Genomic DNA, 24,621 nt, shown 5'->3' on the forward strand with positions numbered 1-24,621 from the left:
AGTAGTGCGGGCCCGCCATGTTCACGTCAACATGGCAGAGCGTCACCGTAGCATGTCCACGTCGCCACCCGCGACTGTTCCTGCGTCACGGTTCGGCGCACGATGCACCACGGCTGACGGGCGGCGCGCTATAAAGGGAAGCCCATGTCACTCGAGACCGACCGCCCGTCCCCGTCCACCCGGCCGCGACGCGGCGTCTCGATGGCCGACGTGGCCCGGCGCGCGAACGTCTCGGGCCAGACGGTCTCGCGGGTGTCGAACGGCAAGCAGAACGTCGACGGCGAGACGCGCGAGCGGGTCCTCGAGGCGATGCGGGCCCTCGGCTACCGGCCCAACAGTGCGGCGCGGGCCCTGCGGACGGGCCGCTTCCACAGCATCGGCGTGATCATGTTCACGCTGTCCTCGTTCGGCAACATGCGCACCCTCGACGCCATCGCGATCGCGGCCGCCGACGCGGGCTACTCGATCACCCTCATCCCCGTCTCCCACCCCACCCAGGGCGAGGTGTCGGTCGCGTTCCACCGGCTGAGCGAGGAGGCGGTCGACGGCGTCATCATCATCGTCGAGGCGCACCTGCTCGACGAGGCCGACATCGTCCTCCCGCCGGACCTGCCCGTGGTGGTCGTCGACTCCGCCGGCGGCGAGAAGTACCCGGTGGTCGACACCGACCAGATGTCGGGCGCCCGCCAGGCCGTCGAGCACCTGCTCGGACTCGGACACCGCACCGTGCACCACATCGCCGGCCCGGACCGCTCCTACTCCGCCGAGCGCCGCCACGAGGCGTGGGAGTCGACCCTGATCGAGCGCGGCGCCCCGGTGCCGGAGGTGCTGGTCGGCGACTGGTCCACCGACTCCGGCTACCGCCTCGGCAAGCGGCTCGCCGCCGATCCGGAGGTCACCGCGATCTTCGCCGCCAACGACCAGATGGCGCTCGGCGTGCTGCGCGCCCTGCACGAGGCCGGACGCGCCGTGCCCGGCGAGGTGAGCGTCGCGGGCTTCGACGACATGCAGGAGTCGGCGAGCTTCTGGCCGCCTCTCACGACGGTGCGCCAGTTCTTCGGGGACACGGGCCGCCGCTCGGTCGACATCCTCCTGCGCGAGCTCGAGTCGGGCGAGCGCACCGGCGTCTCGCTCGTGCCGACCCGCCTCATCGTCCGCGAGAGCACCGGCCCGGCCCCCGCCGCCTCCTGATGCTTCCGCGGAGCCGGCCCGCGGAGCCCGCCCGCCCTTCACGCTGATCGAGGAGCCGACCCCGCCGGCGTACCGAGATCCCCTGCACCGGACCCCCTCTGCCGCACCCACGCCCCTCCCCGTGCCCGCTCGACCGCGGCGCTCGCGATACTGTGAGCCCTCTCACCCCGGACCTCCAAGGAGACGCACATGTCGGTCGGCCTGCTCGCGGTTGTCGATGACATCCTCACCGCCGCCCTGAAGGTGAGCGCCAAGACGGCGGGCGTCGTGATCGACGACGCGGCCGTCACCCCGCAGTACGTGCAGGGCCTCACGCCCGCGCGGGAGCTCCCGGTGGTCGGGCGGATCGCGCTGGGGAGCCTGTTCAACAAGTTCGTCATCATCATCCCGCTGGCGCTGCTGCTCTCGGCGTTCGCGCCGCAGGTGCTGCCGTACCTGCTGATCCTCGGCGGCGCCTTCCTCTGCTTCGAGGGGGCGGAGAAGGTGCTCGAGTGGTTCGGCGTCTCGCACGGCGGCCACGAGACGGAGGCGCGTGACGAGAAGAAGCTCGTCTTCGGCGCCATCCGCACCGACCTCATCCTGAGCACCGAGATCATGCTGATCGCGCTCGACGGCCTCGACCCCGACTTCGGGATCTGGCCCACGCTCGGCGCGCTCCTGGTCGTCGGGCTCGGGATGACCGTGCTCGTCTACGGCGCCGTCGCGCTGCTCGTGAAGATCGACGACGTGGGCCTGCGCCTGATGAAGAACGCGGCCCGCGGCGTGCGGCGCACCGGGGCGAGGATCGTCGCGTCGATGCCGGTCGTGTTCCGCGCGATCAGCATCATCGGGACGCTCGCCATGCTCTGGGTCGGCGGGCACCTCGTCGTCGCGAACCTCGCCGAGACGGTGTGGCACGGTCCGTACGACCTCGTGCACGTCGTCACCCACGCGGTCGAGGGCGCGGGCCCGGTCGTCGTGTGGCTGGCCGACACCTTCGTCTCGATGATCTTCGGCCTCGTCCTGGGTCTGGTCATCGCGGCCGTCGTGATGGGCGTCTCGCGCCTGCGCACCCGCGACGAGGCGGCCGCGGGGCACTGAGCGGGGTCTCGGTACTCCGCGTGCCGCGGCCGGTCGACCGGCATGGGGGTGCGCGGTCGCTCCACCGGCGCGGAGGTGTGCGGCTGCCCGACCGGCACGGATCCATGCTGATCGAGTAGCTCGCGCCGCGGGCGCGCCGAGACATCACGACGCGCCGCCCGCGCAGCGCCGCTCCGACGGCGAACGACGGACCGCCCCCGTCCCCGGAGGGGCGGAGGCGGTCCGTGTCGGAGGGGGCGTCAGCAGCTGCGGGCCGCGTACGCTCCCGTCGCCACCGAGGTGACCTGCTCACCGTCGACCGTGCCCGTCGCGGTGACGGTGGCCTGGCCGGCCGGCACCGAGGCCGCGCGCGTGGTGAACGCGGCGCTGCCGCTCGCGCCGGGCGCGACTCCGGTGACCTGCTTCGACCCGGAGGGCGTCGCGATGGTCATCGAGACCGGCACGCCGGACTCGTTCTTCGCCGCGACGGTGAGCGTCACCTTGCCGGCGATGCAGCGGGTGGTCGCCGTGACCGCGACCGCGAGGGCGGCGGGCGCCTTCAGGGTCACCGTCACCGTCGTGGTCGAGGTGACGGAGCCGTCGGCCGCGCGGACCGCGATGGTCGCGACTCCGCCGTTCGCCGTCGTCGGCTGGGTGATCCGCACGGTGGCCGCCGAGTCGGTCGCCACTGCTCCGATCACCGGCATCGCCGTGCCCTCGACGGTGACCGCGTAGGAGGTGCGGGCCGGGTCGAACCCGGCGATGCCTGCTCCTCCGACGCGCAGGGCGCCCAGGGTGGCGACCGCGGCGGGCGAGGCGACCGACTCGTAGAGCTTGGTCTCGGCCACGATCAGGTGCGTGTTGTCGTAGGCGTTCATCACGACGCGGAAGGCCTTGGCCGTGACGGGCGCGAACGACGCGACCAGGGTCGGAGCCGTTCCGCCGGCCGGTGACGCGAGGGCCACGGCCGACTCGTAGCCGGGGACCGCGGTCCAGGTCGTGCTGTCGGCGGCCTGGTACTGCAACTGGTAGGTCTGCGCCCAGCTGGTGCCGCCGTCGGCCAGGAACTGCACCGACACCTTCTCGACCTGGTGGGTCGAGGGGAAGGTGTAGGTCAGCGAGCTCTGCGCGGCCTTGGTGCCGTTGGTCCAGTTCGACCAGCCCTTGTCGCCGTCGACGCCGTTGCGGGTGCGCTCCGGTCCGTAGCCCGACTCCGACGACGACGCGGTCGCGACGATGCCGGCGTCCGGGTTGAAGTTGCGGAGCGTGCCCGTGGTGACGAGCACCGTGAGCGTGGCGGGGAGCGTCGCGCCGTCGGCGGTCGCCGTTCCCGAGACCGTCACCTGCCCGGCCTGGGCGAGGGAGGCGGTGGTGAGCGGCGTCCAGTCCCAGACGACCGGCACCGGGAAGGTGCTGGCCGAGGCGCCCACGCGGGCGGGGACCGTCGTCGGGGCCGAGGCCTTCACTCCGGCGACCGAGGCGCCCGCGGCGGCAGTGACCGACACGGGGTCGGTCGCGGTCAGTCCGCCGACATCGACGAGCGCGGTGACCGTGATCGTCTGGCCGTAGAGGTCGGTCGCGGTGCCGGGCACCTCGACGCGGCCGGTCGCGCCGTACGCCGAGTCGGCGGGGCGCTGCCAGGTGACGGCGAGCGGTGCGCCGGCTCCCCAGGAGTACTGCGGGGTGATGCTCGCGGGCAGGGTCGGAGCGACGCCCGCGGTGGTGCGGACGGCGATCGTCTGGCCGGCGGTCGGGGCGAGGTCGCGGAGGGACCACCTCTGGTTCGCTCCTCCGTTGGAGGTGTAGACGCCGACCGACGCGTTGTCGGCACTGGAGCCGCCGTTCACGTCGAGCGACTGGGCGATCGACTCGTTGACGAGCGAGAAGTTCGCGCCGTCGGTGGTGTTGACGATCCAGCGGGTCGCGGCGGTCGTCTTCGCCGCGTCGACGGACAGCGAGCGCAGGTCGGTGCCGGCGGTCGTGGCTCCGAGCACGCGTCCGTCGCCGTTGACGAGGACGACGCGGCGGGTGGCCTCGCGCTCGCCGGCGGCGACCTCGCGGACCGTCCAGGTCTGCTTGGCGGCCGTGGCGGAGTCGGTGGCGAGGCCGGTGATCGTGGTCGCGGCACCCGAGGGGTTGCCGGTCAGGGCCTTGCCGCTCTGGGTGCCGACCAGCTGGTAGCGGTGGCCGTCGCGCAGGGCGGGGGCGGAGTCGGCGACTCCCGAGACTCCGTCGATCGAGAAGCTCGTGACCGACTTGGCGGGCACGGTGATCGTGGCGGTGCGCGAGATGCGGTCGACGCTCACCGGGGTCTTCGCGACCAGGGCGTTGCTCGTGGGAGCGGCGGCCGAGGAGGCCTTCGTGGTGACGTACGGGGTGACCGTCGCGGTGTCGGCGATGGTGCCGAAGCGGGAGAGGTCGAGCACGACGGTCTTCTCGGTCGCGGTGCTGTTGGTGTGCACGACGGTCGCGCCCGAGCCGTCGCCGCGGACGGCGGCGGTGGAGGAGCTGTCGTTGGAGGGCATCAGGTGGTCGCCCTCGTGGATGAACTTGGTGAAGTTCCGGATGGTGTTGAACTTCGAGTTCGTCTCGACGCCGCAGACCGGGGCCTTGGTGGAGTCGCCACCGGCGTCGGCGACGCGGCGGACCGACTTCCAGACCTCGGTCCCGTTCTCCTGGTACGGCTTGCAGTCCAGGTCGATGTAGACGGAGCCCCAGTTGAGGTTCTCGCCCTTGGGCTTGGGCTGCTGCATGTTGTAGTAGTCCTCGACGGGCTGCCAGAGCACCCACGCCTTCGGCTCGAGCTCGCGCAGGTCGTCGTTGATGCGGCCGGCGATGCCGAGGCCGTTCTCCATGTTGGTGGGGTCGAAGCCGGAGACCCAGTTGCCCTCGATCTCGCTCATCCACAGGTCGGTGTCGGCCTGCTTCGCGAGGTCGCGCACCTTGAGGCGGCCCGAGGTGCCGTAGGTGTGGACGTTCATCCGGTCGACCTCGGCGCGGATCGCGGCGGAGTAGGCGGCCCAGTTCGTCGCGAAGATGTCGGGGTTGGTCTCGTCCATCGCGGCGATGCCGGCGTCGGTGGTCGAGGCGTCCAGCGCGGCGGCGACGTCGGGGATCAGACCCGCTTGGCGCGTCGGTCCGACGTGCATGCCCTCCTGGCGTCCGCCGGTCGGGACGCCGTTGGAGAGCTGCGTGCCCCAGTAGTTCGTGTTCGGCTCGTTGAAGGGGTCGAGCGTGTCGAACTCGATGCCGTACTCGTCCTCCATGTGCTCGGTGACCTTCACGAGGTACTTCGCGAACTGCTCCTCGGCGGCGGGCTTCAGCTGCTCGCTGTTCGCGTCGAAGCCGCCCGAGACGTAGCCGCTCTCGGTCATGAAGTACGGGGCGGAGTTGGAGAACGCCTCCCAGTGCGAGATCTGCTTCTCCTCGGCGAGCCTCTCGACCCACCAGCGCTGCGTCTCGTCGGCGGTCCAGTCGTAGGAGGCGGGGTCGTCCGCGTTCCACTTCGCCAGGAGCGCATCGCGGTCGGCGAGCTTCGTGGAGGTGCCGCCGTAGGTCGACGCGTCGCCGGCCGGGTTCGGCTTCCACCAGCCCTCGACGGCGCCGCCCGGGCGGAGGTAGTCCTTCACGTCGGAGGCGTTGCCGCCGCCGATGTTGTAGCGGGCGATGTTCAGGTCGAGGCCGCTGTCGCCGAAGACCTTCTGGTAGAGGTCCTCGCGGAGGGCCTCGGGATAGCCGCCGGTCGCGTTCGCGAACCAGACGAGGCTGGTGCCCCAGCCCTCGAACGCCTCACCGGCGGCGGCGGGGTTCGGCGTGATGCGGAACGCGTCCGCGGCCTGAGCGGGGGCCGCTGCGGCGGGGATCGCCAGCAGTGCTCCTGTGGCCAGGGCGGCGCTCGTGGCGAGCGCGGCGACCCTTCTGAAGGACATCGACATTGATGCGGTCTCTCTTTCGCCATCGAAATGCGGGCATGTTCACGTGAACGCGCCCTGACGGCCGACTGTACATGTTCACGTCAACAATCGGAAGGAGCTCAGGGGTGGGCGAGGCCCGCAGCGTCGAGAAGCCGGGAGTCGTCGCAGTCGGCGCCGAGTGCGACGACTCCTGGAGGGTCGTGGGCATGCGGAGGCGTGCGGCCGCGCGCCGCGACACCCCCGCGCTCAGACGCGGTGCGTCGTCTCCGGGAAGGCCTCGGGCTCGCACTGGATGGTCGCGTGGTCGATGCCGTGGCGCTCGCGGAGGACGGCGAGCACCCGCGAGAGCGCGGTGCGGTAGTCGGCGTCGGGGGCGACGACCACGTGGCCGGTGGCGCTCTCCATGCCGGAGGTGATCGTCCACACGTGCAGGTCGTGCAGCGCGAGCACGCCGGGGACGGCGCAGACGTCGCGCTCGAGCGCTGCGAGGTCGACGTGCGCGGGCGCCGACTCCATGAGGATCCCCAGCGCCTGCCGCGTCAGCGACCAGGTGCGGGGAAGGATCAGCAGCCCGATCAGCACGCCGACGATCGGATCCGCCCACGCCCAGCCGGTGGTGAGCAGCACGATCGCCGCGACGATCACGCCGATCGAGCCGAGCGCGTCGCCGAGCACCTCGAGGGAGGCTCCGCGGAGGGTGATGCTCTCCTTCGCCCCGGCGGACAGCAGGCGCAGGCTCACGAGGTTGACCGCCAGGCCCACGACGGCGGTGATCAGGAGGGGGCCGCCGGGCACCGCGGGCGGCTCGGCGAAGCGGCGGACGGCCTCGACGATCACGAACGCGGCGACCGCGAACAGAAGCAGGCCGTTGGCGAGGGCGGCCAGCACTTCGAGGCGGTAGGAGCCGTAGGTGCGGCTCTTCGCGGCGGGGCGGGCGGCGAGCGAGATCGCGGCGATCGACATTCCGAGGGCCAGCACGTCGGTGCCCATGTGCGCGGCGTCCGAGAGCAGCGCGAGCGAGCCCGTTGCGACTCCGACCGCGAACTCGACGATCATGAACGCCGCGGTCAGCACGAAGGCGGCCACGAGCGGACGCCGGTGCCGTGCGGCGGCGGAGCCGATTGGAACGCCGTGAGAGTGGCCCATCGGCTCCTCCGATCCCTGTTCGTATAAACAGTCTTGCATGCGTCCGGAGGCGAGCGCGAGGGCCCTCAGCCGACCAGCGGGTCCAGCGCCTCGCCGAGGTAGGGCGCCAGGGTCCGGGCATACGACTCGGTGAGGTGCCCGAGGTCGCGGTACACCTTCACTCCGCCGATCACGAGGGGGCAGCCGCGGTCGTCGCAGAACCAGCGGGTGAGGTCGACGGCGGCGGCGCCCGGCCAGCCCTCGGCCGCGGCGGCCATCAGCTCGCGGTCGGCGAAGGCCTCGTCGAGCGGCACGCTGCAGTCGGCCGCGGGGCCCGGCTCCTCGGCGCAGGCCAGCAGGGAGAGCGAGGGCAGCACCGGATTGTCGCGGATCGCGACCACCGTGGATCCGCGGGCGATCAGCGGCGCCCACGACTCGTGGAACCCGTCGATGCCGGCCTGCTCGTCGGGGGTGCCGGACGCGTCGACGAACACGGACTTCTTCGCGGAGTAGGCGGTGACGACGAGCGCGTACGGCTCCTGGCCGGCGAGCTCCTCCTGCAGCTTCTCGTTCCAGACGTCGCAGGAGCGGCGGGAGGAGGCGGAGTCGTCGCGCCGCTCCGCGGTCGAGAAGACGCAGCCCGTCTTGTAGTAGGTGTGCAGGTCCCAGCCGCGCTCCTCCGCGACGCCGCGCAGCGCCGGGAAGAAGGACGCCGCGTGCGAGTTGCCGATGAGCAGCACACGGAGGCCGGCGGGATCGCCGAAGCGGCACTCCTTGAGCGCGGTGCCGGAGTTGCCCGTGCTGCACTCGTCGGTGTTCAGCGCGGAGCCGTCCTCCGAGGCGTCGACGGCGGGCAGGCTCGTGGTCCAGGAGTCGGAGCAGGCGTTCGCGAGCGCCGCGGCTCCGACGCAGCCCTCGGTCGAGACGGGGAGGGCGTGCGCGCGGGTGAGGTCGGCGGCGATCGCGGCGTTCGTTCCGGTGAGGCCCGTCGCTCCGACCAGGGCGGCGACGGCCAGCAGGGCCGCCGGGGCGAGCGCGCGGAGGCGGTGCGGGCGCTCGGCGGGAGCGCGGCGGTGGAGGGGGTCCTCGAGGAAGCGCTTCGAGGCGGCGGCCAGGAGGATCGCGGCGGCGATGACGCCCAGGCCCGCGAGGGCGGTCGGGTCCTCGCCGGTGCTCTCGCGCCAAAAGACCAGGAGTGGCCAGTGCCAGAGGTAGATCCCGTAGCTCAGGCCGCCCAGCCACACGAGCGGGCGCAGGGCCAGCAGCCGGCCGACTCCGCGCTCCGGGGCGGGGCCGGTCCCGGCGACGAGCACGAGCACCGCCGAGAGGGTCGGCCAGAGCGCGGCGGTGCCGGGGAACGCGCTCGAGACCTGGAGCACGAACCCGCAGGAGACGACTCCGATCAGCCCCAGCCACCCGGCAACGGCCCGCAGGGTCGCCGGGATCGCCAGTCCCGGGAGCACGAGGGCCGCGAGCGAGCCGAGCCCGAACTCCCACGAGCGGGCGAGGGTGCTGTAGTACGCGGTCGGCTGGTCGATCCCGACCAGCACGACGGAGAACGCGAACGAGAGGACGGTGAGCGCCGCGACGAGCGCCAGCAGGAACCGCGGCAGCTGCGCGCGTCGCCGCAGCAGCACGGCGGCGAGGGTCGCGACGAGCACCAGGGCGAGCCAGATCAGGTAGAACTGCCCCTGCACCGACATCGCCCAGAAGTTCTGCACCGGCGAGTGGAAGTCGTCCTGCGCGAGGTAGTCCACTCCGGCCCGCGCGAGCGCGACGTTCTCGACGTAGAAGGTCGAGGCGAGCACCTCGGTGAAGGTCTGCAGCAGCTGCGAGGGGAGCAGGAGGAGCGGAGCGAGCGCCGCGACGACGACCAGCACCACCGCGGCCGCCGGGAAGAGCCGCGAGGCGAGCCTCCGGAGGAAGGCGATCGGACGCACGCGCCCGAACCGCCGGATCTGGCCGAGGAGGGTCAGGGTGGTGAGGAACCCGGCGATCACGAAGAAGACGTCGACGCCTCCGGAGACGCGGCCCAGCCAGATGTGGAAGGTCGCGACCAGGAGGGACGCGACGGCGCGCAGTCCCTCGATCTCGGGCCGGTAGCCGGACGCATCGGCCTTGCGCACCAGCGCGGACCGGCCGGAGGGGGCGGTGCGGGCGGAGTGGCGGGGCAACAGGATCCTTCTGTGACGGTCGGAGGGCGGTGGGGCGGGCGCCGTCGAGCGTCGCTGTCCAGGATCGCGCTCTCCCGCCCCCAGGGGAACCGTGTCCGGGGTGCTGTCCACCTGGTTGGGGGCTGCGGAGGCGAGGTGCGCGACAGGTGTCCGCTTACTCGGCTGTTCCGGACCTTCTGAGTGCGGTGAGGACTCGGCAGCCGCCGTCCTCGCGCGCGACCACGGCGACTCCTGCGGGGTCGCATGCGGGCCGGGCCGAGGGCGGCCGAGGGTCGGTGGCGCGGATCGACTGGCGCGAATGGACGGGTCGAAGTGAGGTAATGCTATGCTTACCCGGGCTCCGCGCCGGGCCCACGAACAAGGCCCGCGCACCGGGCCGACGACCGACGCCCACGAACCACGGGAGATCCATGTCCACGCACCGACGGCGCCCCGCCGCCCTCGCCCTCGCCGCCCTCACCCTGCTCGCCCTCACCGGCTGCGGCGCCTCCGAGCAGATCGAGCCCGAGAGCACGGCCGCCGCGGGGGAGGGCACGACCTCGTACCCGCTCACGCTGGACGACTGCGGCACCACGACCACCGTCACCGCCCCTCCGCAGCGGGTCGTCTCCCTCGACCAGAACTCGACCGAGATCCTGCTGTCCCTCGGCCTCGAGGACCGGATGGTCGGCACGGCCTCCTGGACCGACCCCGTGCTCGAGACCCTCGCCTCCGCGAACGAGAGCGTGCCGCGCCTGGCCGACAACGCGCCCACCTACGAGGTGCTGCTCGGCGCCGACCCGGACTTCGTCACCGCCTCCTTCGGCCGGCACTACGCGCCCGAGGGCGTCGCCTCGCGCGACCGCCTCGCCGAGACGGGGATCGGCTCCTACCTCGCCCCCTCCGACTGCGACAACGGGGCGAGCGTCAACGGCGGGAGCGGCACGCGCACCGTCCCGCTGACCGTCGACGTCCTCTACCAGGAGATCCACGAGCTGGCCGAGGTCTTCGACGTGCAGCAGCGCGGTGACGCCCTGGTCGCGCAGCTGCAGGAGCGCGCCGCCGCCGCCACCGAGGGGGTCGACCTCGGCGGCCGGAGCGTCGCCTTCTGGTTCGCCGACACCAAGACGCCCTACATGGCAGGCGGCTACAACTTCGCCTCGATGCTCGGCACCACGACCGGCATGACCAACGTCTTCGCCGACCGCACGGAGGACTGGCCCGCTGTCGGCTGGGAGAGCGTCGTCGCGGCCGACCCGGACGTCCTGGTCCTCGGCGACCTGCAGCGCGACCGCTTCCCCGGCGACCGCCTCGACGACAAGACCGCGTTCCTCCGCTCCGACCCGCTGACCAGCAGCCTGCCCGCGGTGCAGGACGGCCGCTTCATCGCGCTCCACGGCGCCGAGCTGAACCCGTCGATCCGCTTCGTCGACGGGCTCGAGAAGATCCGCGCCTGGTGGGACGAGAACGGGGCCTCGCTCTGAGCACGGGCACGGGCACGAGCACGAGCACGAGCACGAGCACGGTCCTCGTCCGCCGGGTGCCGCGCGGTCTGGCCGCCGCTGCGCTGGTCGTCGGCGGGCTGCTCGCGCTGGCGCTCTCGGTCGGCGTCGCGGTGACGCTCGGCCCGGCCGACGTCTCGCTCGTGAACGTCCGCGACATCCTCCTCAACCACCTCGGGCTCGCCTCCGTCCCGGTGCGCCCGGCCGAGGATGCGATCGTCTGGCAGGAGCGCCTCCCGCGCGCACTCGTGGCCGCGGCCTGCGGGGCGGGGCTCGGCGTGTGCGGAGTGATCCTGCAGTCGCTGCTGCGGAATCCGCTCGCCGACCCGTTCGTGCTGGGCGTCTCGTCCGGAGCGTCCACGGGCGCGGTGCTCGTCGGCGTGCTCGGGGTCGGCGGAGGAGTGGTCGGGCTCTCCGGAGGCGCCTTCGTCGGCGCGCTGGTCGCCTTCGGCTTCGTGCTGCTGCTCACGCGGTTCTCGGCGGGCGGCACCTCCGGCGTGATCCTGGCGGGGGTGGCGAGCACGCAGCTGTTCTCGGCGCTGACCTCGCTGATCGTGTTCGCGCTCGCCGACTCGGACGAGACGCGCGGCGTGATGTTCTGGCTGCTCGGCTCCCTCGAGGGGATGCGCTGGGACGACGTGGCGCTGAGCGGAGGAGTCGTGCTGCTCGGCTCCGTGGTCTGCCTCGCCGCGGCGCGCACGCTCGACGCGTTCGCCTTCGGGGAGGACGTGGCCGCGTCGCTCGGCGTGCACGTGGGCCGCACCCGCCTCCTCCTGCTGGTGGTGACGGCCCTGCTGACGGCGACCCTGGTGAGCATCGCCGGCGCGATCGGCTTCGTGGGGCTGGTGCTGCCGCACGCCGCGCGACTCGTGTTCGGCCAGCGGCACTCGCGGGTGATCCCGGCGACGATCCTGCTCGGCGCGGTGTTCCTGGTGTGGGTCGACGCCGGATCGCGGGTGGCGTTCGCGCCGACTCCGCTGCCGGTGGGGGTCGGCACGGCACTCGTCGGCGTGCCGGTGTTCATGCTGCTGCTCCTGCGGCGGAGGGGCCGCTCGTGACGCTCGAGGCCGACCGGGTCTCGTGGCGCCGGGGCGGCCGCCTGGTGGTCGACGGGGTCTCGCTCCGCCCCGCTCCCGGCTCGACAGTGGGACTGCTCGGGCCCAACGGCTCGGGCAAGTCGTCGCTGCTGCGGCTGCTGCAGGGCACCGCGGCTCCGGACGCCGGCGTCGTCACCCTCGACGGCGCGCCGCTCCGCTCGCTCCGCCGCCGCGAGGTCGCCCGGGCCGTGGCCACGGTGACGCAGCAGGCCGAGACGGAGGCGGACCTCCCCGTCCGCGACGTCGTCCGGCTGGGGCGGACACCGCACCGCTCCCTCCTGGGCGGAGACACGGCCGAGGACCTGCGCGCGATCGAGCGCGCCCTCGAGCAGGTGGGTCTCGAGGCGAAGGCCGACCACCTCTGGCACACCCTCTCGGGCGGCGAGCGGCAGCGGGCGCACATCGCCCGGGCGCTCGCGCAGGAGCCGCGCGAGCTGCTGCTGGACGAGCCGACCAACCACCTCGACATCCGCCATCAGCTGGAGCTGCTGGCCCTGGTGCGGGCGCTGCCGGTGACCACGGTCGTCGCGCTGCACGACCTCAACCTCGCGGCCCTCTTCTGCGACGCGCTGCTGGTGCTGCGCGAGGGGCGCGTGGTCGCGGGCGGCACCCCGGAGGAGGTGCTCACCCCGGCGCTGATCGCGGACGTCTACGGGGTGCGCGCCCGCGTGATCGTCGACGCCGGACGGCCGCACGTGCTGTTCGACTCCTGAATCCGCTGCCGCATCCTGACCCCACTGCCAGACGATCGTCGATCAGTCAACGGCCTCGTCCACTTCCAGCAGCGCGTTCTACCGTCAGTGAACCGGCTTCGAGACCTCACAGGAGAGGTCCCCCTCGCGCTGGGCGAGGTGCTCTCCTGACGGAGGGCGATGGACGTGCCGGTGACGACGAAGGGGAGTCGAGAGATGTCCAGAGACGACGTGGCACCGGGGCGGTTCGCGCGATTCGTGAAGTGGGTCAACAAGGCCGACGGCTGGGAGCCGCAGTACCTGCGCGGGCGGGTCGTGGCCAAGAAGGACGGCGAGTGGATCGTCGCGGTCGACGGCGAGGAGCGCCGGATCGTGAAGAAGGAGTGGAGCGTCTACCGCTGACCCTCGGGGAGGACTCGTGATGCTGCCCGACCGGCGCACTCCCGAGATCAGAGAGGCGCGTCCCGGAGTCTTCGTGCTCGAGCTGCGCCGCACCCGCCGCCGGCCCGCCGAGGAGCTGGGCGTCCTGATCCGCACGGGCACGACCTGGACGGTGCTGGGCCCCGAGGGCGTGCTCTCCGACGTGCCGAGCTTCCACGACGCCGTGGCGGCCCTGCGCGAGTAGCGAGGCACCACCGAGGTACCCGCGGCCCCGCTCAGTCGCCCGAGACGGTCGCCCGCTCCGGCGTGTCGACGACCGTCTAGGGCGCCTCAGCGCTGACGCGAGAGTGGACGGCGCGGCGGTGGTGCCGCCGAGGCGTGGGCCCGCCGCGCCTACAGCTGGCGGCCCGGACGCTGCACGCCGACGACGGTGACGGTGACGGTCGCGGAGGTGCTCTGCGCGGCGGGCGGCGCGGACTCCGAGAGGCGCACGGTCAGGCGGAGGTGGTCGGTCGCTCCGACGGCCAGGGCCGGGGAGCCGGGGAGGTCGAGGCGGGAGGCGGCGGGGCGGTCGGCCGACACGGTGGTGACGGTGCCGGGGCAGGTCGCGGCATCGGCCGACCAGGACAGCGAGCAGCGCTCGATCGCGAGCTGCAGGCCGTCCGAGAAGTCGGTGCCGGTGGCCGTCTGCAGCTGGAGGGCCGACATCGGCAGGGTCCCGGCGTTCGTCAGGTCGAGGAGGCGCCGGGCCGTGCCACCGGGGACGAGGCCCGCGACGGGGACCGGCACGGTCGTCGCTCCGGTGCCGGTGAACGTCGCGATGACGGTGCCGGAGGCGACCCGCGCGCTCACGGAGCCCCGGTCCAGGAGCACGGCGGTCGCGGTGGCGGCGGCGCCGAGGACGAGCGCGCCGGCGACGAGTCCCGCCAGGCCGGCGCGGGAGACCACGCGGCGGCGGACCTCGGGGGAGTGGCGCGGGGCTCCGCGGTCGCGGGAGGACGGCCGGGCGCTGTGCCGCCCGTGCTCAGCGGGCGGACGCAGGGGCTCCGGGGGCGGCGTGCCGTCCGACGAGCGGTGCGCGCCGCTCACGGGGCGACCTCCGCGGGGCGGCGCCAGATGGCGATCAGGAGCGCGCCCACGATGACCGCGCCGCCCGCGGCGAAGAGCGCGAACCGCGCCTCCGGGTGGGCGAGGCCGATGCTCGGCCAGCCCAGCAGCGGCACCACCGAGCTCTCGCGCCAGATCCGCTCGTCCGCGATCGTCACGATCCACGGGTCGGCCGACTCGTTGTTGTCGCCCTTGGTGGTGAGCGCCAGCTGGCCGGGCTCGCGGCCGCGGAGGGCCGCAGCCTCCTCCTCGGAGTAGACGAGGGTGACGCGGTGGATGACGCGGCGGCCCGGATCGTCCGGGTCGGTGAAGACGATCACGTCGCCGGCGCGGATCGCGGCCTGGTCGACGGGCAGGGTGACGGCGAGGGAGCCGACGGGCATCCCGGGCGCCATCGAGTTCGACAGCACCGGCACGAGCCGCACGAGACCGAGCGCGGAGAGGACGAAGACGGCGATGCCGGCGACGGCCACGATCGCGACCAGTCCGCCGAGGAGAGCGCGGATGGCCTTCACGCCTGCTCCCTCCGGTGACGACGGCGCGCGGCCGCGGCGAGCAGGGCGCCCGAGCCGAGGGCGAGCATCCCGCCCAGGAGCGCAGCGCCCAGGTCGCGGCCGGTGACGGCCAGCCCGCCGCCCGCCGCTCCGGGGAAGGAGCCGGGGCCGGGGGTGGGGGAGGGATCCTCCTCCGTCGTGCCCACGAGCACCCGCAGCGACGCCGCCGCGAGCTCGGCCCCGTTGCCGGCCGACTCCGGGAACAGGACGCGGACGCGCACCCCCACGGTGGCCCCGCGCTCGAGCGGACGCACGCCGTCGAGCCGGCCGAGCGTCGCCGCGGGCCCGGATCCGAGCGGCATCGCGTCCTCCGGGCAGAGGTAGCGCTCGACCGTGCGCTCCCCGTCGACGACCTCGGCGACGGTGAACGCCGCGTCGCAGAGCTCGACGGACAGCTGGAGGCCGTCGCGCGGGTCCTGCGCCAGCGTGCCTCCGTCGACCGCGAAGGCCACGGAGACCCCCTGCGGCGACAGGCCGGTGCTGGTCACCTCGACCGCCCACTCGGCGCGGTCGCCCGGAGCGAGGTCGGTGAGGGATCCGGGCGCCGAGAGCTCGCGCACGTCGAGCACGCCGACGGGCTCGGCGCTCGCCGCGGGCGCGAGGAGCACCACCGCGAGGACGGCGACGAGCGCACGGGCGTGGGGCATGGGGACGACTCCGGGAGGAAAGGGGGATGCCTCCGCCCCGCGCCGGTGGCGGCCGGGCAGGGCGGAGGCGGTGGGGGACGGTCTACTTCTGGATGCCGGCGCGCTGGATCGCGGCGGCGGTGAAGGTGACCGTGGCGGAGGCGTTCTCGTACGCGTTGTCGGCCGCCGTCGGCAGGACGAGCTCGATCAGCGTGTTCAGCGTCACGTCACCGGCGTCCGAGGGGAAGGTCCCGGTCGCGGTGGGGGTGATGCCGAAGTTCGCCGGGGTGAAGTTCGCCGCGTTGGCGACTCCGCCGATGGTCGAGAGCTTGCCGGTGCCGGTGACGGTCTGCGTGCCCGCGCAGGTGTAGGGGCCGGCCTCCGCGGGAGCGGCGGCGGGGACCCAGGCGGTGGAGCAGGTCAGCAGGCGGTAGTCGAGTCCGTTCGCGCCGGTGACGAGGGACGCGCCGACGCGGCCCGGGTCGGTGGTGTCCGAGCCGACGACGTCGTTGGTGACGTCCTGGTAGAAGCGGACCGACGAGACGAGGTCGCCGTCGTTGGTCGCGTTCGGCAGCACGAGGCTGATCGGGCGCTGGACCGTGTCGCCGGGCGCGATGTTCGCGACCGTGAACGCTCCGGTCACCGAGATGTCGGTCTGGCCGGCGTCGACGTTGCCGACGGCGGTCCCGGAGTCGGTGAACACGGCGAAGGCGCCGGCGCCGGCGAGGGCTCCCGCGGCGAGGAGGACGCCGCCGGTGAGGGCGATCTTCTTCCAGGGGCTGCGACGGGTGGGTGCTGTGGTGGTCATGGCGACCGTTCCTTTCTGGTGGGTGGTGCCCGGTGCGGGCGTGGTCTCCCTCACGAGGACACGTGCAGGACGAGAGGGGTGTCGGCGGGGAGGCATCAGCAGCCTCCGGCGGTGGTGACGGCCGGCTGGGCGACGGCGATCGAGGCGGCGGACGCGACTCCGAGCCAGCGCTGCAGGTCCGGGCGGACCCGCCACTGGTAGCTGCGGCCCTCGCCGACCCGGTCGTCGGTGAAGCTCGTCGCGGAGGCGGCGGGTGCCGCGATCACGGTCCAGGGGCCGGGCGTCGTCCCCGCGAGGCGGCGCTCGAGGGTCCAGCCGGTCGCTCCGGCGGCGGCCGACCAGCTCACGAGGGTGCTCGGCCGACCGGCCGTGCAGCTCGCGACGGGCGTGGCGACCACGGAGGAGCTGGTCCAGGCGCCGAGCCCGACCGCTCCGCTCGTGCTGCCGGTGCCGGAGAAGCCGCGCCGGACGAGGGGAGCGGGATCGACCCAGACCGTGATCGTGCCGCCCGCTGTGAGCGCGCCGTCCGTGACCGTGTACGCGATCGTCGCGCTCCCGGTCCAGCCGTCGGCCGCGGGCGTGTAGGTGCACGTGGATCCGGAGCAGGAGAAGGTACCGCGCAGCCCGGCCGAGACGCTCGTGCCGACCAGGGCGAGGGTCGTGCCCGCGTCCTCGTCGGTGTCGTTCGCGAGCGGAGCGACGGTGACGGCGGGGCCGCCGGTGGTCGCGACCACGCGGTCGGGCCGGGCGACCGGCGCGCGGTTGAGCGCGGTGACGGTGACCGTGACCCGCACGTTCCAGGTGCCGTACTGGCCCGAGAGCGAGTAGTCGAAGACGTCGGTGCCGACGAAGGCGGCGATCGGGCGGTAGGTGCACTGGCCGCGGGTCGCTCCGCTCGCGACGCAGGAGACGGAACCCTGCACGGGAGTGGCGGGGGCGGGGGTCGCCGCGCCTCCGATCGCCCTCGGGGTCGCCGAGAGCTGCGCGCGCGAGAAGGTCGCGCCGGTCGCGGCGGGCCCGTCGTTCGTGAGCACGTCGATCACGACCGATCCGCCCTGCACGACCGTCGCGGCGTCGGCCGCCGGATCGGGGATCACCGAGATGCTCACCGAGGCCGTGCGGGTGAACGCCCCGCCGGTCGGGCCGGTCGCCGTCGCCGTGGCGGTGTTGGCGATCGTGCCGGCGGTGACGTCGGCGGCGGTGGTCGTGTAGGCGGCGGTCGCGGTGACGACCTGGCCGGGCAGCAGTCGTCCGGAAGTGCCCGGCCAGGAGTAGGTGAGAGCGGAGAGCCCGCTCTTGGGGTCGCTGATCGCGACCGCGGTGAGGGTGGTGGTGCCGGTGTTGGTCGCGCGGAAGGTGTAGGTCACCACGGTGCCGGCGGCGCTGATGAAGGCGGGGTTCGCGGTCTTGGTGAGCGCGAGGTCGTTCGTGCGGGTGATCGTCACCGTCCGCGAGGCGGTGGCCGTGACGGCGGCGCCCGTCGGAGGGGTGCCGGTCGCGGTGGCGGTGTTGAGGACCTGGCCCGCGTCGACGTCGGCCTGCGTGAGCGTGTACGAGGCGGTCGCCGTGACCGACTGGCCGATCTCGAGGCGCCCGGCGGTCCCCGGCCAGGAGTAGGCGAGCGCGGAGAGCCCGCTCTTGGGATCGGTGACCGCGACGGAGCTCAGCCCGGTGTTGCCCGTGTTGGTGGCGGTGAAGCTGTAGGAGACGGTCGACCCCACGGCGGCGCCGGTCGGGATCGTGCCGTTCTTCGTCAGCGAGATCGAGGGCGCGTAGCGGATCGGCGTGGTGGCCGTGGAGGTCGCGGTGACCGTCACGGGCGTGGCGGCCAGGGTGCGGCCGGAGACGGTCGCCGTGTTGACGAGCGACGTGTTCTTGTCGATGTCGGTCTGCAGCACCGTGTACGGCGCCGAGGTGAAGGTCGCGCTCGCTCCGGGGGCGAGCTGAGTCGAGGCGGGCGTGATGCCGGTGACCTTCGGGTCGGCGACGGCGACCGCCTGCAGTGTGACGTTGCCGGAGTTGAGGGCGAGGAAGGAGTAGCGGATCTGCTCGCCGGCGTCGGCCTGGGCGTTGCCGTTCGTGTCGGTGAGCAGGGCGGTCTTGGTGAGGGTCAGAGCGGGAGCCGGGGCGGCGATGGGGGCGGTGACGGTGGCGGTCCTGCTGGTGACGGTCGTCGTCGTCTCGCCGGTCGCGGTCCGTGTGGCCGAGGCCGTCGCCGTGTTGACGAGGGAGCCGGCCACCGCCTCTGCGGCCGTGACCGTATGGGATCCCGTGCAGATCGTGGAGGCGAGCGGAGCGAGCGTCGTGGCCGCGCAGGTGATCGTCGCGACCTTCGGGTCGGCGACGACGATGCCGCTGAGCGTCGCCTTGATCGAGCCGTTGGTCACCACGAACTGGTACGGGATCGCAGCGCCCTCGGTGTAGGCGGAGGGCTGCGCGGTGGTGCGGTCGATCTGCTTGACGAGGGTGATGTCGTCGAGCGTGTTGATGGACGAGACGGAGACGTTCCGGATCAGGTGGGTGTCGAACGAACCTCCCGTGGAGGCGGTGAAGCCGAGCTTGTACGTGGACGGAGCTGCGGTCGGCATCGTGAACTGCATCACCTGCGCGAGTGAGGCGGCCGCCAGGCCTGCGGTGGAGCCGTAGTAGACCGTCACCACCGGCGTGGCCGCTGCCGACACCGTGATGCGGATGGTGCGTCCGTTCGACGCCGGCGGATTCGTCGGGTCCCCCAGGTTGACCGTCGGTCGCAATGACTGCAGAGTTCCGGGCGACGCTCTCTGGATGAAGCAGTAGCCGGTCCTCCCGTCGCCGGGTCCGCGCGCGACGATCCGGTTGGCGAGCGCCCCGGGAGGAGCGGTGGGGCAGCCCGCTCCCAGCCCGTTCGCCGTGCTCGAGAAGTTCCCGTAGGCGTCCAGTCCGATCCCGAGGTAGCCGCCGCTGACGCCGTCACTGGTCGAGGACTGCCCGTATCCGAGAGAGGCGCCGGAGGCTCCCGCCGCGGTGAGGCTGCGGGAGCCGTCCGTCAGGAAGAACCCGATCCCGTCACCGCCGGTGACGTCGAGCGTGCCCTGGTACTGGTACTGGTCGAACTGCACATCGAGTCCGCCGGTGGCCGGGATCGGCCGGTTGAAGACCGCGCCTCCCTTCGAGGATCCGCGGCTGTCCGTCAGCTGCAGGAAGCCCGGATCCGTCGAGGTCGCCGGCGCCGCGTTCTTCGGGGTCACGCACGTGCCCAGCCGGGAGCTGCCGGTCGGCGGAGTCGCGGTCGCCCGGGTGAGGCACGCGGCGTCGAGCGGCTGCCACGCCGAGTCCGCGACGCTGGTGCCGCCGAAGCCCTCCTGGAGGAGGACCGTGGCCGCCGCGGCCCTCGTCGCCGGCAGGACCACGAGGACGGCGGCGATCAGGAGCAGGACGAGGCCGAGGGCGATCGAGCGGTCGTGGCCCGGCCGGGCATGCGCGTTCGACACGGATCGACCTCCCCCCGGGCGCCTCGCCGGGCCTTCCGGATGGAGCGGGATCACGATAGGTCGCGGCTCGGAGGCGCCCTGTCCCCCTGAGACGGGACGTGGGCGGCGGACGACGGACCCTCGACCCGGTCGGCACTCAGAAGGGGGAGAGCAGGCGCTGAACCAGCGATCAGGTCGTGCTCAGATAACGAGACTCATCCGGGGGTCTCCCGCGAGAGTGTTGACGTGCGCATGGCCCGCGCGCCGGACGAAAGGCGGCCTGGATCCGTGCCGGCCCCGTGCCGCCCCGGCGTCCCGGCACCGGGACGATGCGGTTCCGCTCCCGTGGCGGGCATCTCCAGAGCAGTGGCGCGAGATAGCGCTCTCACCAGGACCTTCTCGCATCCCTCCGCCGCTCCACGCCAGGTGGGAGCGCCGCCGCGGGTGTCCCTGAAGCGGGTCTGGCGGTCGCGCAGCGGACGCGGGAGGATGCACTCGCGCCTGCCCGCCCGCACGGTCCCCCGAAGGACCGCACCGCGCCCCCTCCACGGTGGTCCGACCCGGACCGCAGCACCCCCTCACTCCTTCCGGTCAGGCTCCGCCGACCGAGCAGCCCTCTCCACGTCGGGATCCCATGTCCTCTCCTGCGCGCCACAGCCGCCGTCTCGTCCTCACCGGAGCCGCCCTCGGCGTCGGATCCGCCTTCGCCTACGCGATGACCGCGTCCGCGGCGCCCGACTACAGCGTGATCCCGCCGCTGCCCAACGAGCTCGGGCGCAGCGACACGGCGATCTCGCGCGTGGGGAAGAAGCCGTACCAGATCATCGACGTGATGATCGGCACCGACCGTGCGCGGCTCTTCGTCCCGCACACCGCGGTCCCGTCGCAGCGGATCGGCCGGGTCGTCTACTGGTACTACCACGCCAACGGGAGCACCTACGCGGCCCTGTCCGGCGCCTACCAGTACAGCGCCGACCAGGCCGTCGACAAGGGCGTCATCTCGATCTGCCCGAACTACGGCGGCAGCATCTACACGAACAAGCGGGCCGTCGCCATGCAGGTGGACGCGGTCGCCTGGTTCCAGAAGACGTGGCGGATCGGCGCGAGCTTCCTCCGCTCGAACTCCGGCGGCGGCGCGCTGCTCTGCTGGGCGTACGGCAACAAGCTGGTCCCCGAGATCCGCGGCGCGTACCACGCGGCCGGCGTCTACGACATGGCCGACATGGCCCGCCGCGACCCGGAGCGGGTTCTGCCGGACTACGACAACGACCCCTCGACGATCCCGGCGACCGACCCCGCGCTGCTGCCGCAGGCCTCGTGGGCGGGGGCGCGGATCCGCACGACCGGCTCGACCGAGGACGTCCTCGTCCCGATCGCCGTGCACGGAGGGGCCTGGGTCGCGCTCGCGAAGCCCGTCGCGAAGGAGGCTGTGGTCCTCTACACGCCGACCGACGGCGCTCCGAACGGCCACAACGTGCCGAGCCTGACGAACAAGGACATGCTCGACACGTTCGACCGCTGGCTCGCGGAGCAGCCGGTCGTTCCGCTGCCCGACGAGCCCGCCTCGTCGATCCCCGGCGAGGGCACGTACCAGAACTCCTCGCCGCTCATCACGACGGCGGGCACCTGGAGCACCATCTCCTCCTCCGCCGACAGCGGTGGGAGCATCAGCTACTCCAGCTCGGCCGGAGCGTCCGCGAGCTTCCGCTTCTCGGGCACGGGCGTCAGCTGGGTGAGCCGGATGACGGCGACCTCCGGCATCAACGAGGTGCTGCTCGACGGCGTCCTCGTCGCCACCGTCGACCGCTACAGCCCCACGACCCGCTCGGGTCAGACGGTCTGGACGAGCGGGCCGATCGCCGCCGGCACCCACACGGTCACGATCCGCCGGGGGACGACGCGCAACCCGGCGTCCACCGGATCCACGCTGATCCTCGACGCCTTCGTCGTGACCGCGGGGACCGTCTCCACGTCGACCCCCACCCCCACCGCGACGGCGTCGCCGACCAGCACGCCGACGCCCACGGACACGCCGACCCCCTCCGACACGCCGACTCCGACCGAGACCCCGACGGCCACGTCCACGCCCACCCCGACCTCGACGCTGCCGGCGGCGGGGACGTACCAGAACGGAGCCGCCGTCATCGCGACGGTCGGCACCTGGGCGACGCTCTCGAGCACCGCCGACAGCGGCGGCAGCATCTCGTACTCCAGCACCTCCACGGCCTCGGCGACCCTCCGCTTCCGGGGCACGAAGGTCAGCTGGGTGAGCCGGATCACCCCGACCTCCGGCATCAACGAGGTCCTGATCGACGGCGTGCTCGTCGCCTCCGTCGACCGCTACAGCGCCACGAACCGCTCGGCCCGCACCGTGTTCACCAGCAGCACCCTCAGCGCCGGCGAGCACACCATCACCATCCGCCGCGGCAGCAAGCGCAACGCCGCCTCCACGGGCAACTCGCTGATCCTGGACGCCTTCGTCGTCGTGTGAGCCGCTCGGGCGCCCGAGCCGCCCGCGTGATTCCGGACAGAGGACGCGGGCGGGCTCGGGTGGTCGGGTGTGCGGGGGCTCGTGGAGGGGGCCCTTGTCGCTGAGGCGCTCGCTCGGCGCGCACCGCGTCGAGTCGCCCGAGGATGAAGCTGTTTCAGCGTTCTCGGAACCGTCTCGGGCACCTCAGCGGGCCTCGCGCGGGGAGGCCCGTGCGAGCATGCGGGGATGAGAACGCTGATCCTCGGAGGCACGGGCTGGCTCGGCGGGCACCTCGCCGCGGAGGCGCTGCGGCGCGGCCACGACGTGACCTGCCTCGTGCGCGGGACGGCCGTGCCCGCGGGGGTGTCCCTCGTCCGGGCCGACCGCGACCGCGACGACGCTCTCGACGCCGTGGCTGCGGCATCGTGGGACGCGGTGATCGACGTCTCCTCGACCCCGCAGCACGTCCGCCGATCCGTCCGCGACCTGCGCTGCGGCGCCTACGTCCTCGTCTCGACCACGAGCGTCTACGCCGAGAACGCGGTCGTCGGTGCGGACGAGGACGCCGAGCAGCTCTCTCCTTCCGACGACCCCGCCTCGTACGGCGCCGCGAAGGCCGCCTGCGAGCAGGCCGTGCTGGCCGGATCCGCGCCGTCTCTGATCGCGCGCGCCGGCCTGATCGGCGGCCCCGGCGACCCCACGAGCCGCTCCTCCTACTGGCCCTGGCGCTTCCGCACGCGGTCCGGGCCCGTGCTGGTGCCGGATGCGCCCGAGCTGCCGGCGTCCGTGGTCGACGTGCGGGATCTCGCCGCCTGGCTGGTGGCGTCCGCCGAGGCGCGGGTGGCGGGCGTGATGAACGTCTGCGGGACCCCCGTGCCGTTCGGCGAGCACCTCGCCGTGGCGCGCGGCGGGTCGTCCGCCGAGCCGGTCGCCGTGCCGGAGGAGTGGCTGCTCGAGCGCGGCGTCGGCCAGTGGGCGGGCGCCGGCTCGCTCCCGCTGTGGATCGCGGACCCGGACTGGCGCGGCATGAACGCGCGCTCGACGGCACGGGCGGAGGCCGCGGGCTTCGAGCGCCGCGAGCTCGCCGAGACGCTGCGGGACGCGGCGGCCGCGCACGTGCCGGGACGCGGCGCCGGACTGGGGGAGGAGCGGGAGCGGGAGCTGCTGGGGGAGTGGGGGCGGGCGGGGTGACCTCGACTCCGGCTGGCCTCCCCTGAAAAGACCTAGTCGCGCTTGCGCGATCTGAACAGGCCTGCGACCTTTCCACCGACCGCATCGGCCGCGCCGGCGACGGCTGATCCTGCGCTCTTCATGGCGGTGAGGGCCTGCGCTTCGTCCGGTACGCCGTCGCCGTCGATGTCCACACTGCGGAAGGGCCGCGAGACGGCGCTGGCCGCGGAGGTGATGCCGCCGCCAACGGCTCCTGCTGTCCCGGCGACCCAGTCACCGGTGGACTTCGCGGCATCCTCCAGAGCAGCGAGCGCGCGGTTCGGCTCCGTGTCGTCGTCGTCACCCGCGAGCGCGAGCTCGAGGGCGAGTCGGGAGGGGAACTGATCCGGTGCCTCAGCGAAGGCGGCCCGAGAGGCAGTGATCACTTCACGCCCGAAGACGAATCGTGCAATCCCGCCGGACAAAGCACCGACTCCGTAGTCCACCGCGGACTGCTGCTTGCCGCTGAGGGAGTCGCGGACGCCGTCCAGCTGGCCCGTCTGAATCGTCCGAACGAGGCTCTGCGCGTGACCCGCAGGAAGGGAGTCTGCAAGAGTGCGCGCCCAGTCAGTCCGACCGCTCGCGGTCGGCTTCTCCTGCGTACTCCCACCGGAGGAGACCGCGGCGACATCGGTCGCCATGGCAGCGATCTGCTTCGCGCCGACACGATCGTTGGTGAGGCCGTAAACGAGTGCCTGCGCCTGATCCTGGTCGAGGTCCATGCCGTGGATGTCTGCGACCGCGAGGGCGAAGATCGCTGTGATCTCGAACTGCAATTGCTCGTCGCCGGCGGGCAGCAGCGCGGCGGCCTTCTGCGCTCCTGACCTCGCGGCGCCGAGCGCGACGGTCTTCGCCGCGGTTTTGACCGCGGCCTTCGTCGCTTCTTTGCCGGCCTTCTTCGCTGCCTGCGCCCCCGCGCTCTTCACCCCGGCCGCTGCGGCGCCGACTCCCGGGATCATCGCGATGCCGACGTCGGCAGCGATAGCGCCGGCGGAGATGAGCGCGCCTGCTGCCGTGATCGAGGTTCCGTAGTGCCGTTCCAGCAGTCGGATCAATTCCGCCGGGGAGGCGTCGGGGCGCTTCCGGCGCAGACGCATGACGTACTTCCGGGCGATCGAGTGGCGCGCGCTCACTGCCTTGGCGATGTCTTCCGCGGCTTCCTCCTCGACGAGTTCCGCCTCCAGAGTGACAGCCTCGACAGGTGCGATGATTTCGCCTGAACCGATGGTCTCTTCGCTGCTCATGTGCTGTCTCCCCCGAATAGTGCGGCTGTGAGCGTCAGAG

At 72.9% G+C, this 24,621-nt stretch carries 18 protein-coding genes; 9 read left to right on the top strand and 9 right to left on the bottom strand.

Annotated elements, in window-relative coordinates; translation table 11 throughout:
- The first annotated feature begins 144 nt into the window (after nt 1–144).
- Nucleotides 145–1,191 carry a LacI family DNA-binding transcriptional regulator gene (locus GTU71_RS13935; protein WP_146076621.1) on the top strand — a complete coding sequence of 349 codons (1,047 nt, stop codon included), beginning with the start codon at nt 145–147 and terminating at the stop codon, nt 1,189–1,191.
- 189 nt (nt 1,192–1,380) lie between these two features.
- On the top strand, nt 1,381–2,271 hold the full coding sequence (locus GTU71_RS13940) for a DUF808 domain-containing protein (RefSeq protein WP_159940623.1): 891 nt from the start codon (nt 1,381–1,383) through the stop codon (nt 2,269–2,271).
- A 239-nt stretch (nt 2,272–2,510) separates the two neighbouring features.
- On the opposite strand, the gene GTU71_RS13945 is transcribed toward GTU71_RS13940, so the two are convergent.
- The 3 genes from GTU71_RS13945 to GTU71_RS13955 all read right to left on the bottom strand — a co-directional run bounded on the left by GTU71_RS13945 (nt 2,511) and on the right by GTU71_RS13955 (nt 9,463).
- Nucleotides 2,511–6,179, bottom strand: a complete 3,669-nt coding sequence (locus GTU71_RS13945) for a glycoside hydrolase (protein WP_159940625.1) — start codon at nt 6,177–6,179, stop codon at nt 2,511–2,513.
- Nucleotides 6,180–6,410: 231 nt separating this feature from the next.
- Nucleotides 6,411–7,310 carry a cation diffusion facilitator family transporter gene (locus GTU71_RS13950; protein ID WP_159940627.1) on the bottom strand — a complete coding sequence of 300 codons (900 nt, stop codon included), beginning with the start codon at nt 7,308–7,310 and terminating at the stop codon, nt 6,411–6,413.
- Between the two features lie 65 nt (nt 7,311–7,375).
- Nucleotides 7,376–9,463: an acyltransferase family protein gene (locus GTU71_RS13955; protein WP_159940629.1), complete on the bottom strand. Its 2,088-nt coding sequence runs from the start codon at nt 9,461–9,463 to the stop codon at nt 7,376–7,378.
- A gap of 410 nt (nt 9,464–9,873) precedes the next feature.
- On the opposite strand from GTU71_RS13955, the gene GTU71_RS13960 reads away from it, so the two are divergent.
- The 5 genes from GTU71_RS13960 to GTU71_RS13980 all read left to right on the top strand — a co-directional run bounded on the left by GTU71_RS13960 (nt 9,874) and on the right by GTU71_RS13980 (nt 13,358).
- Nucleotides 9,874–10,926: an ABC transporter substrate-binding protein gene (locus tag GTU71_RS13960; protein ID WP_159940631.1), complete on the top strand. Its 1,053-nt coding sequence runs from the start codon at nt 9,874–9,876 to the stop codon at nt 10,924–10,926.
- 56 nt (nt 10,927–10,982) lie between these two features.
- On the top strand, nt 10,983–12,002 hold the full coding sequence (locus GTU71_RS13965) for an iron chelate uptake ABC transporter family permease subunit (RefSeq protein ID WP_244230697.1): 1,020 nt from the start codon (nt 10,983–10,985) through the stop codon (nt 12,000–12,002).
- Nucleotides 11,999–12,754 (top strand): ABC transporter ATP-binding protein, encoded by a 756-nt coding sequence (locus tag GTU71_RS13970; protein ID WP_104226361.1) that lies wholly within the window; start codon nt 11,999–12,001, stop codon nt 12,752–12,754. The genes GTU71_RS13965 and GTU71_RS13970 overlap by 4 nt, the downstream gene beginning before the upstream one ends.
- A gap of 195 nt (nt 12,755–12,949) precedes the next feature.
- A complete protein-coding gene (locus GTU71_RS13975; RefSeq protein WP_104223398.1) occupies nt 12,950–13,135 on the top strand; it encodes a hypothetical protein in 186 nt (61 codons plus the stop codon).
- Nucleotides 13,136–13,151: 16 nt separating this feature from the next.
- Nucleotides 13,152–13,358: a hypothetical protein gene (locus GTU71_RS13980; RefSeq protein WP_104256374.1), complete on the top strand. Its 207-nt coding sequence runs from the start codon at nt 13,152–13,154 to the stop codon at nt 13,356–13,358.
- 149 nt (nt 13,359–13,507) lie between these two features.
- Here GTU71_RS13980 and GTU71_RS13985 read toward each other — a convergent pair whose 3' ends face one another.
- The 5 genes from GTU71_RS13985 to GTU71_RS14005 form a co-directional block, all read right to left on the bottom strand.
- Entirely contained in the window at nt 13,508–14,203 is a 696-nt protein-coding gene (locus GTU71_RS13985; protein WP_159940633.1) for a peptidase, read from the bottom strand.
- The gene (locus GTU71_RS13990; RefSeq protein ID WP_159940635.1) at nt 14,200–14,736 is read right to left on the bottom strand and encodes a signal peptidase I; all 537 of its coding nucleotides are present in this window, start codon (nt 14,734–14,736) and stop codon (nt 14,200–14,202) included. Before GTU71_RS13990 ends, GTU71_RS13985 begins: the two co-directional genes overlap by 4 nt.
- Nucleotides 14,733–15,422: a hypothetical protein gene (locus GTU71_RS13995; RefSeq protein ID WP_159940637.1), complete on the bottom strand. Its 690-nt coding sequence runs from the start codon at nt 15,420–15,422 to the stop codon at nt 14,733–14,735. Before GTU71_RS13995 ends, GTU71_RS13990 begins: the two co-directional genes overlap by 4 nt.
- A gap of 82 nt (nt 15,423–15,504) precedes the next feature.
- Nucleotides 15,505–16,209 carry a TasA family protein gene (locus GTU71_RS14000; protein WP_104339071.1) on the bottom strand — a complete coding sequence of 235 codons (705 nt, stop codon included), beginning with the start codon at nt 16,207–16,209 and terminating at the stop codon, nt 15,505–15,507.
- A gap of 95 nt (nt 16,210–16,304) precedes the next feature.
- Nucleotides 16,305–19,679, bottom strand: coding sequence for an Ig-like domain-containing protein (locus tag GTU71_RS14005; protein WP_159940639.1), 3,375 nt, complete (start codon nt 19,677–19,679; stop codon nt 16,305–16,307).
- Nucleotides 19,680–20,292: 613 nt separating this feature from the next.
- Here GTU71_RS14005 and GTU71_RS16240 point away from each other — a divergent pair.
- Together GTU71_RS16240 and GTU71_RS14015 are read left to right on the top strand one after the other, a co-directional pair.
- The gene (locus GTU71_RS16240) at nt 20,293–22,149 is read left to right on the top strand and encodes a hypothetical protein (RefSeq protein WP_167305257.1); all 1,857 of its coding nucleotides are present in this window, start codon (nt 20,293–20,295) and stop codon (nt 22,147–22,149) included.
- 225 nt (nt 22,150–22,374) lie between these two features.
- Complete coding sequence (locus GTU71_RS14015) at nt 22,375–23,319, top strand: NAD-dependent epimerase/dehydratase family protein (RefSeq protein WP_159940641.1); 945 nt, start codon at nt 22,375–22,377, stop codon at nt 23,317–23,319.
- A 32-nt stretch (nt 23,320–23,351) separates the two neighbouring features.
- Here GTU71_RS14015 and GTU71_RS14020 read toward each other — a convergent pair whose 3' ends face one another.
- Nucleotides 23,352–24,581, bottom strand: a complete 1,230-nt coding sequence (locus GTU71_RS14020; protein ID WP_244230567.1) for a hypothetical protein — start codon at nt 24,579–24,581, stop codon at nt 23,352–23,354.
- Between the last annotated feature and the right edge of the window lie 40 nt (nt 24,582–24,621).

Source organism: Rathayibacter sp. VKM Ac-2762, from assembly GCF_009866585.1.
Taxonomy (GTDB): Bacteria; Actinomycetota; Actinomycetes; order Actinomycetales; family Microbacteriaceae; genus Rathayibacter.

What these genes read in the sequence shown, in the direction of transcription:
- GTU71_RS13975 (WP_104223398.1), top strand. Translation starts at nt 12,950, where the DNA reads ATGTCCAGAGACGACGTGGCACCGGGGCGGTTCGCGCGATTCGTGAAG.
- GTU71_RS13960 (WP_159940631.1), top strand. Translation starts at nt 9,874, where the DNA reads ATGTCCACGCACCGACGGCGCCCCGCCGCCCTCGCCCTCGCCGCCCTC.
- GTU71_RS13935 (WP_146076621.1), top strand. Translation starts at nt 145, where the DNA reads ATGTCACTCGAGACCGACCGCCCGTCCCCGTCCACCCGGCCGCGACGC.
- GTU71_RS13995 (WP_159940637.1), bottom strand. Translation starts at nt 15,422, where the DNA reads ATGCCCCACGCCCGTGCGCTCGTCGCCGTCCTCGCGGTGGTGCTCCTC.
- GTU71_RS16240 (WP_167305257.1), top strand. Translation starts at nt 20,293, where the DNA reads ATGTCCTCTCCTGCGCGCCACAGCCGCCGTCTCGTCCTCACCGGAGCC.
- GTU71_RS14000 (WP_104339071.1), bottom strand. Translation starts at nt 16,209, where the DNA reads ATGACCACCACAGCACCCACCCGTCGCAGCCCCTGGAAGAAGATCGCC.
- GTU71_RS13945 (WP_159940625.1), bottom strand. Translation starts at nt 6,179, where the DNA reads ATGTCCTTCAGAAGGGTCGCCGCGCTCGCCACGAGCGCCGCCCTGGCC.
- GTU71_RS14015 (WP_159940641.1), top strand. Translation starts at nt 22,375, where the DNA reads ATGAGAACGCTGATCCTCGGAGGCACGGGCTGGCTCGGCGGGCACCTC.
- GTU71_RS14020 (WP_244230567.1), bottom strand. Translation starts at nt 24,581, where the DNA reads ATGAGCAGCGAAGAGACCATCGGTTCAGGCGAAATCATCGCACCTGTC.
- GTU71_RS13950 (WP_159940627.1), bottom strand. Translation starts at nt 7,310, where the DNA reads ATGGGCCACTCTCACGGCGTTCCAATCGGCTCCGCCGCCGCACGGCAC.
- GTU71_RS13940 (WP_159940623.1), top strand. Translation starts at nt 1,381, where the DNA reads ATGTCGGTCGGCCTGCTCGCGGTTGTCGATGACATCCTCACCGCCGCC.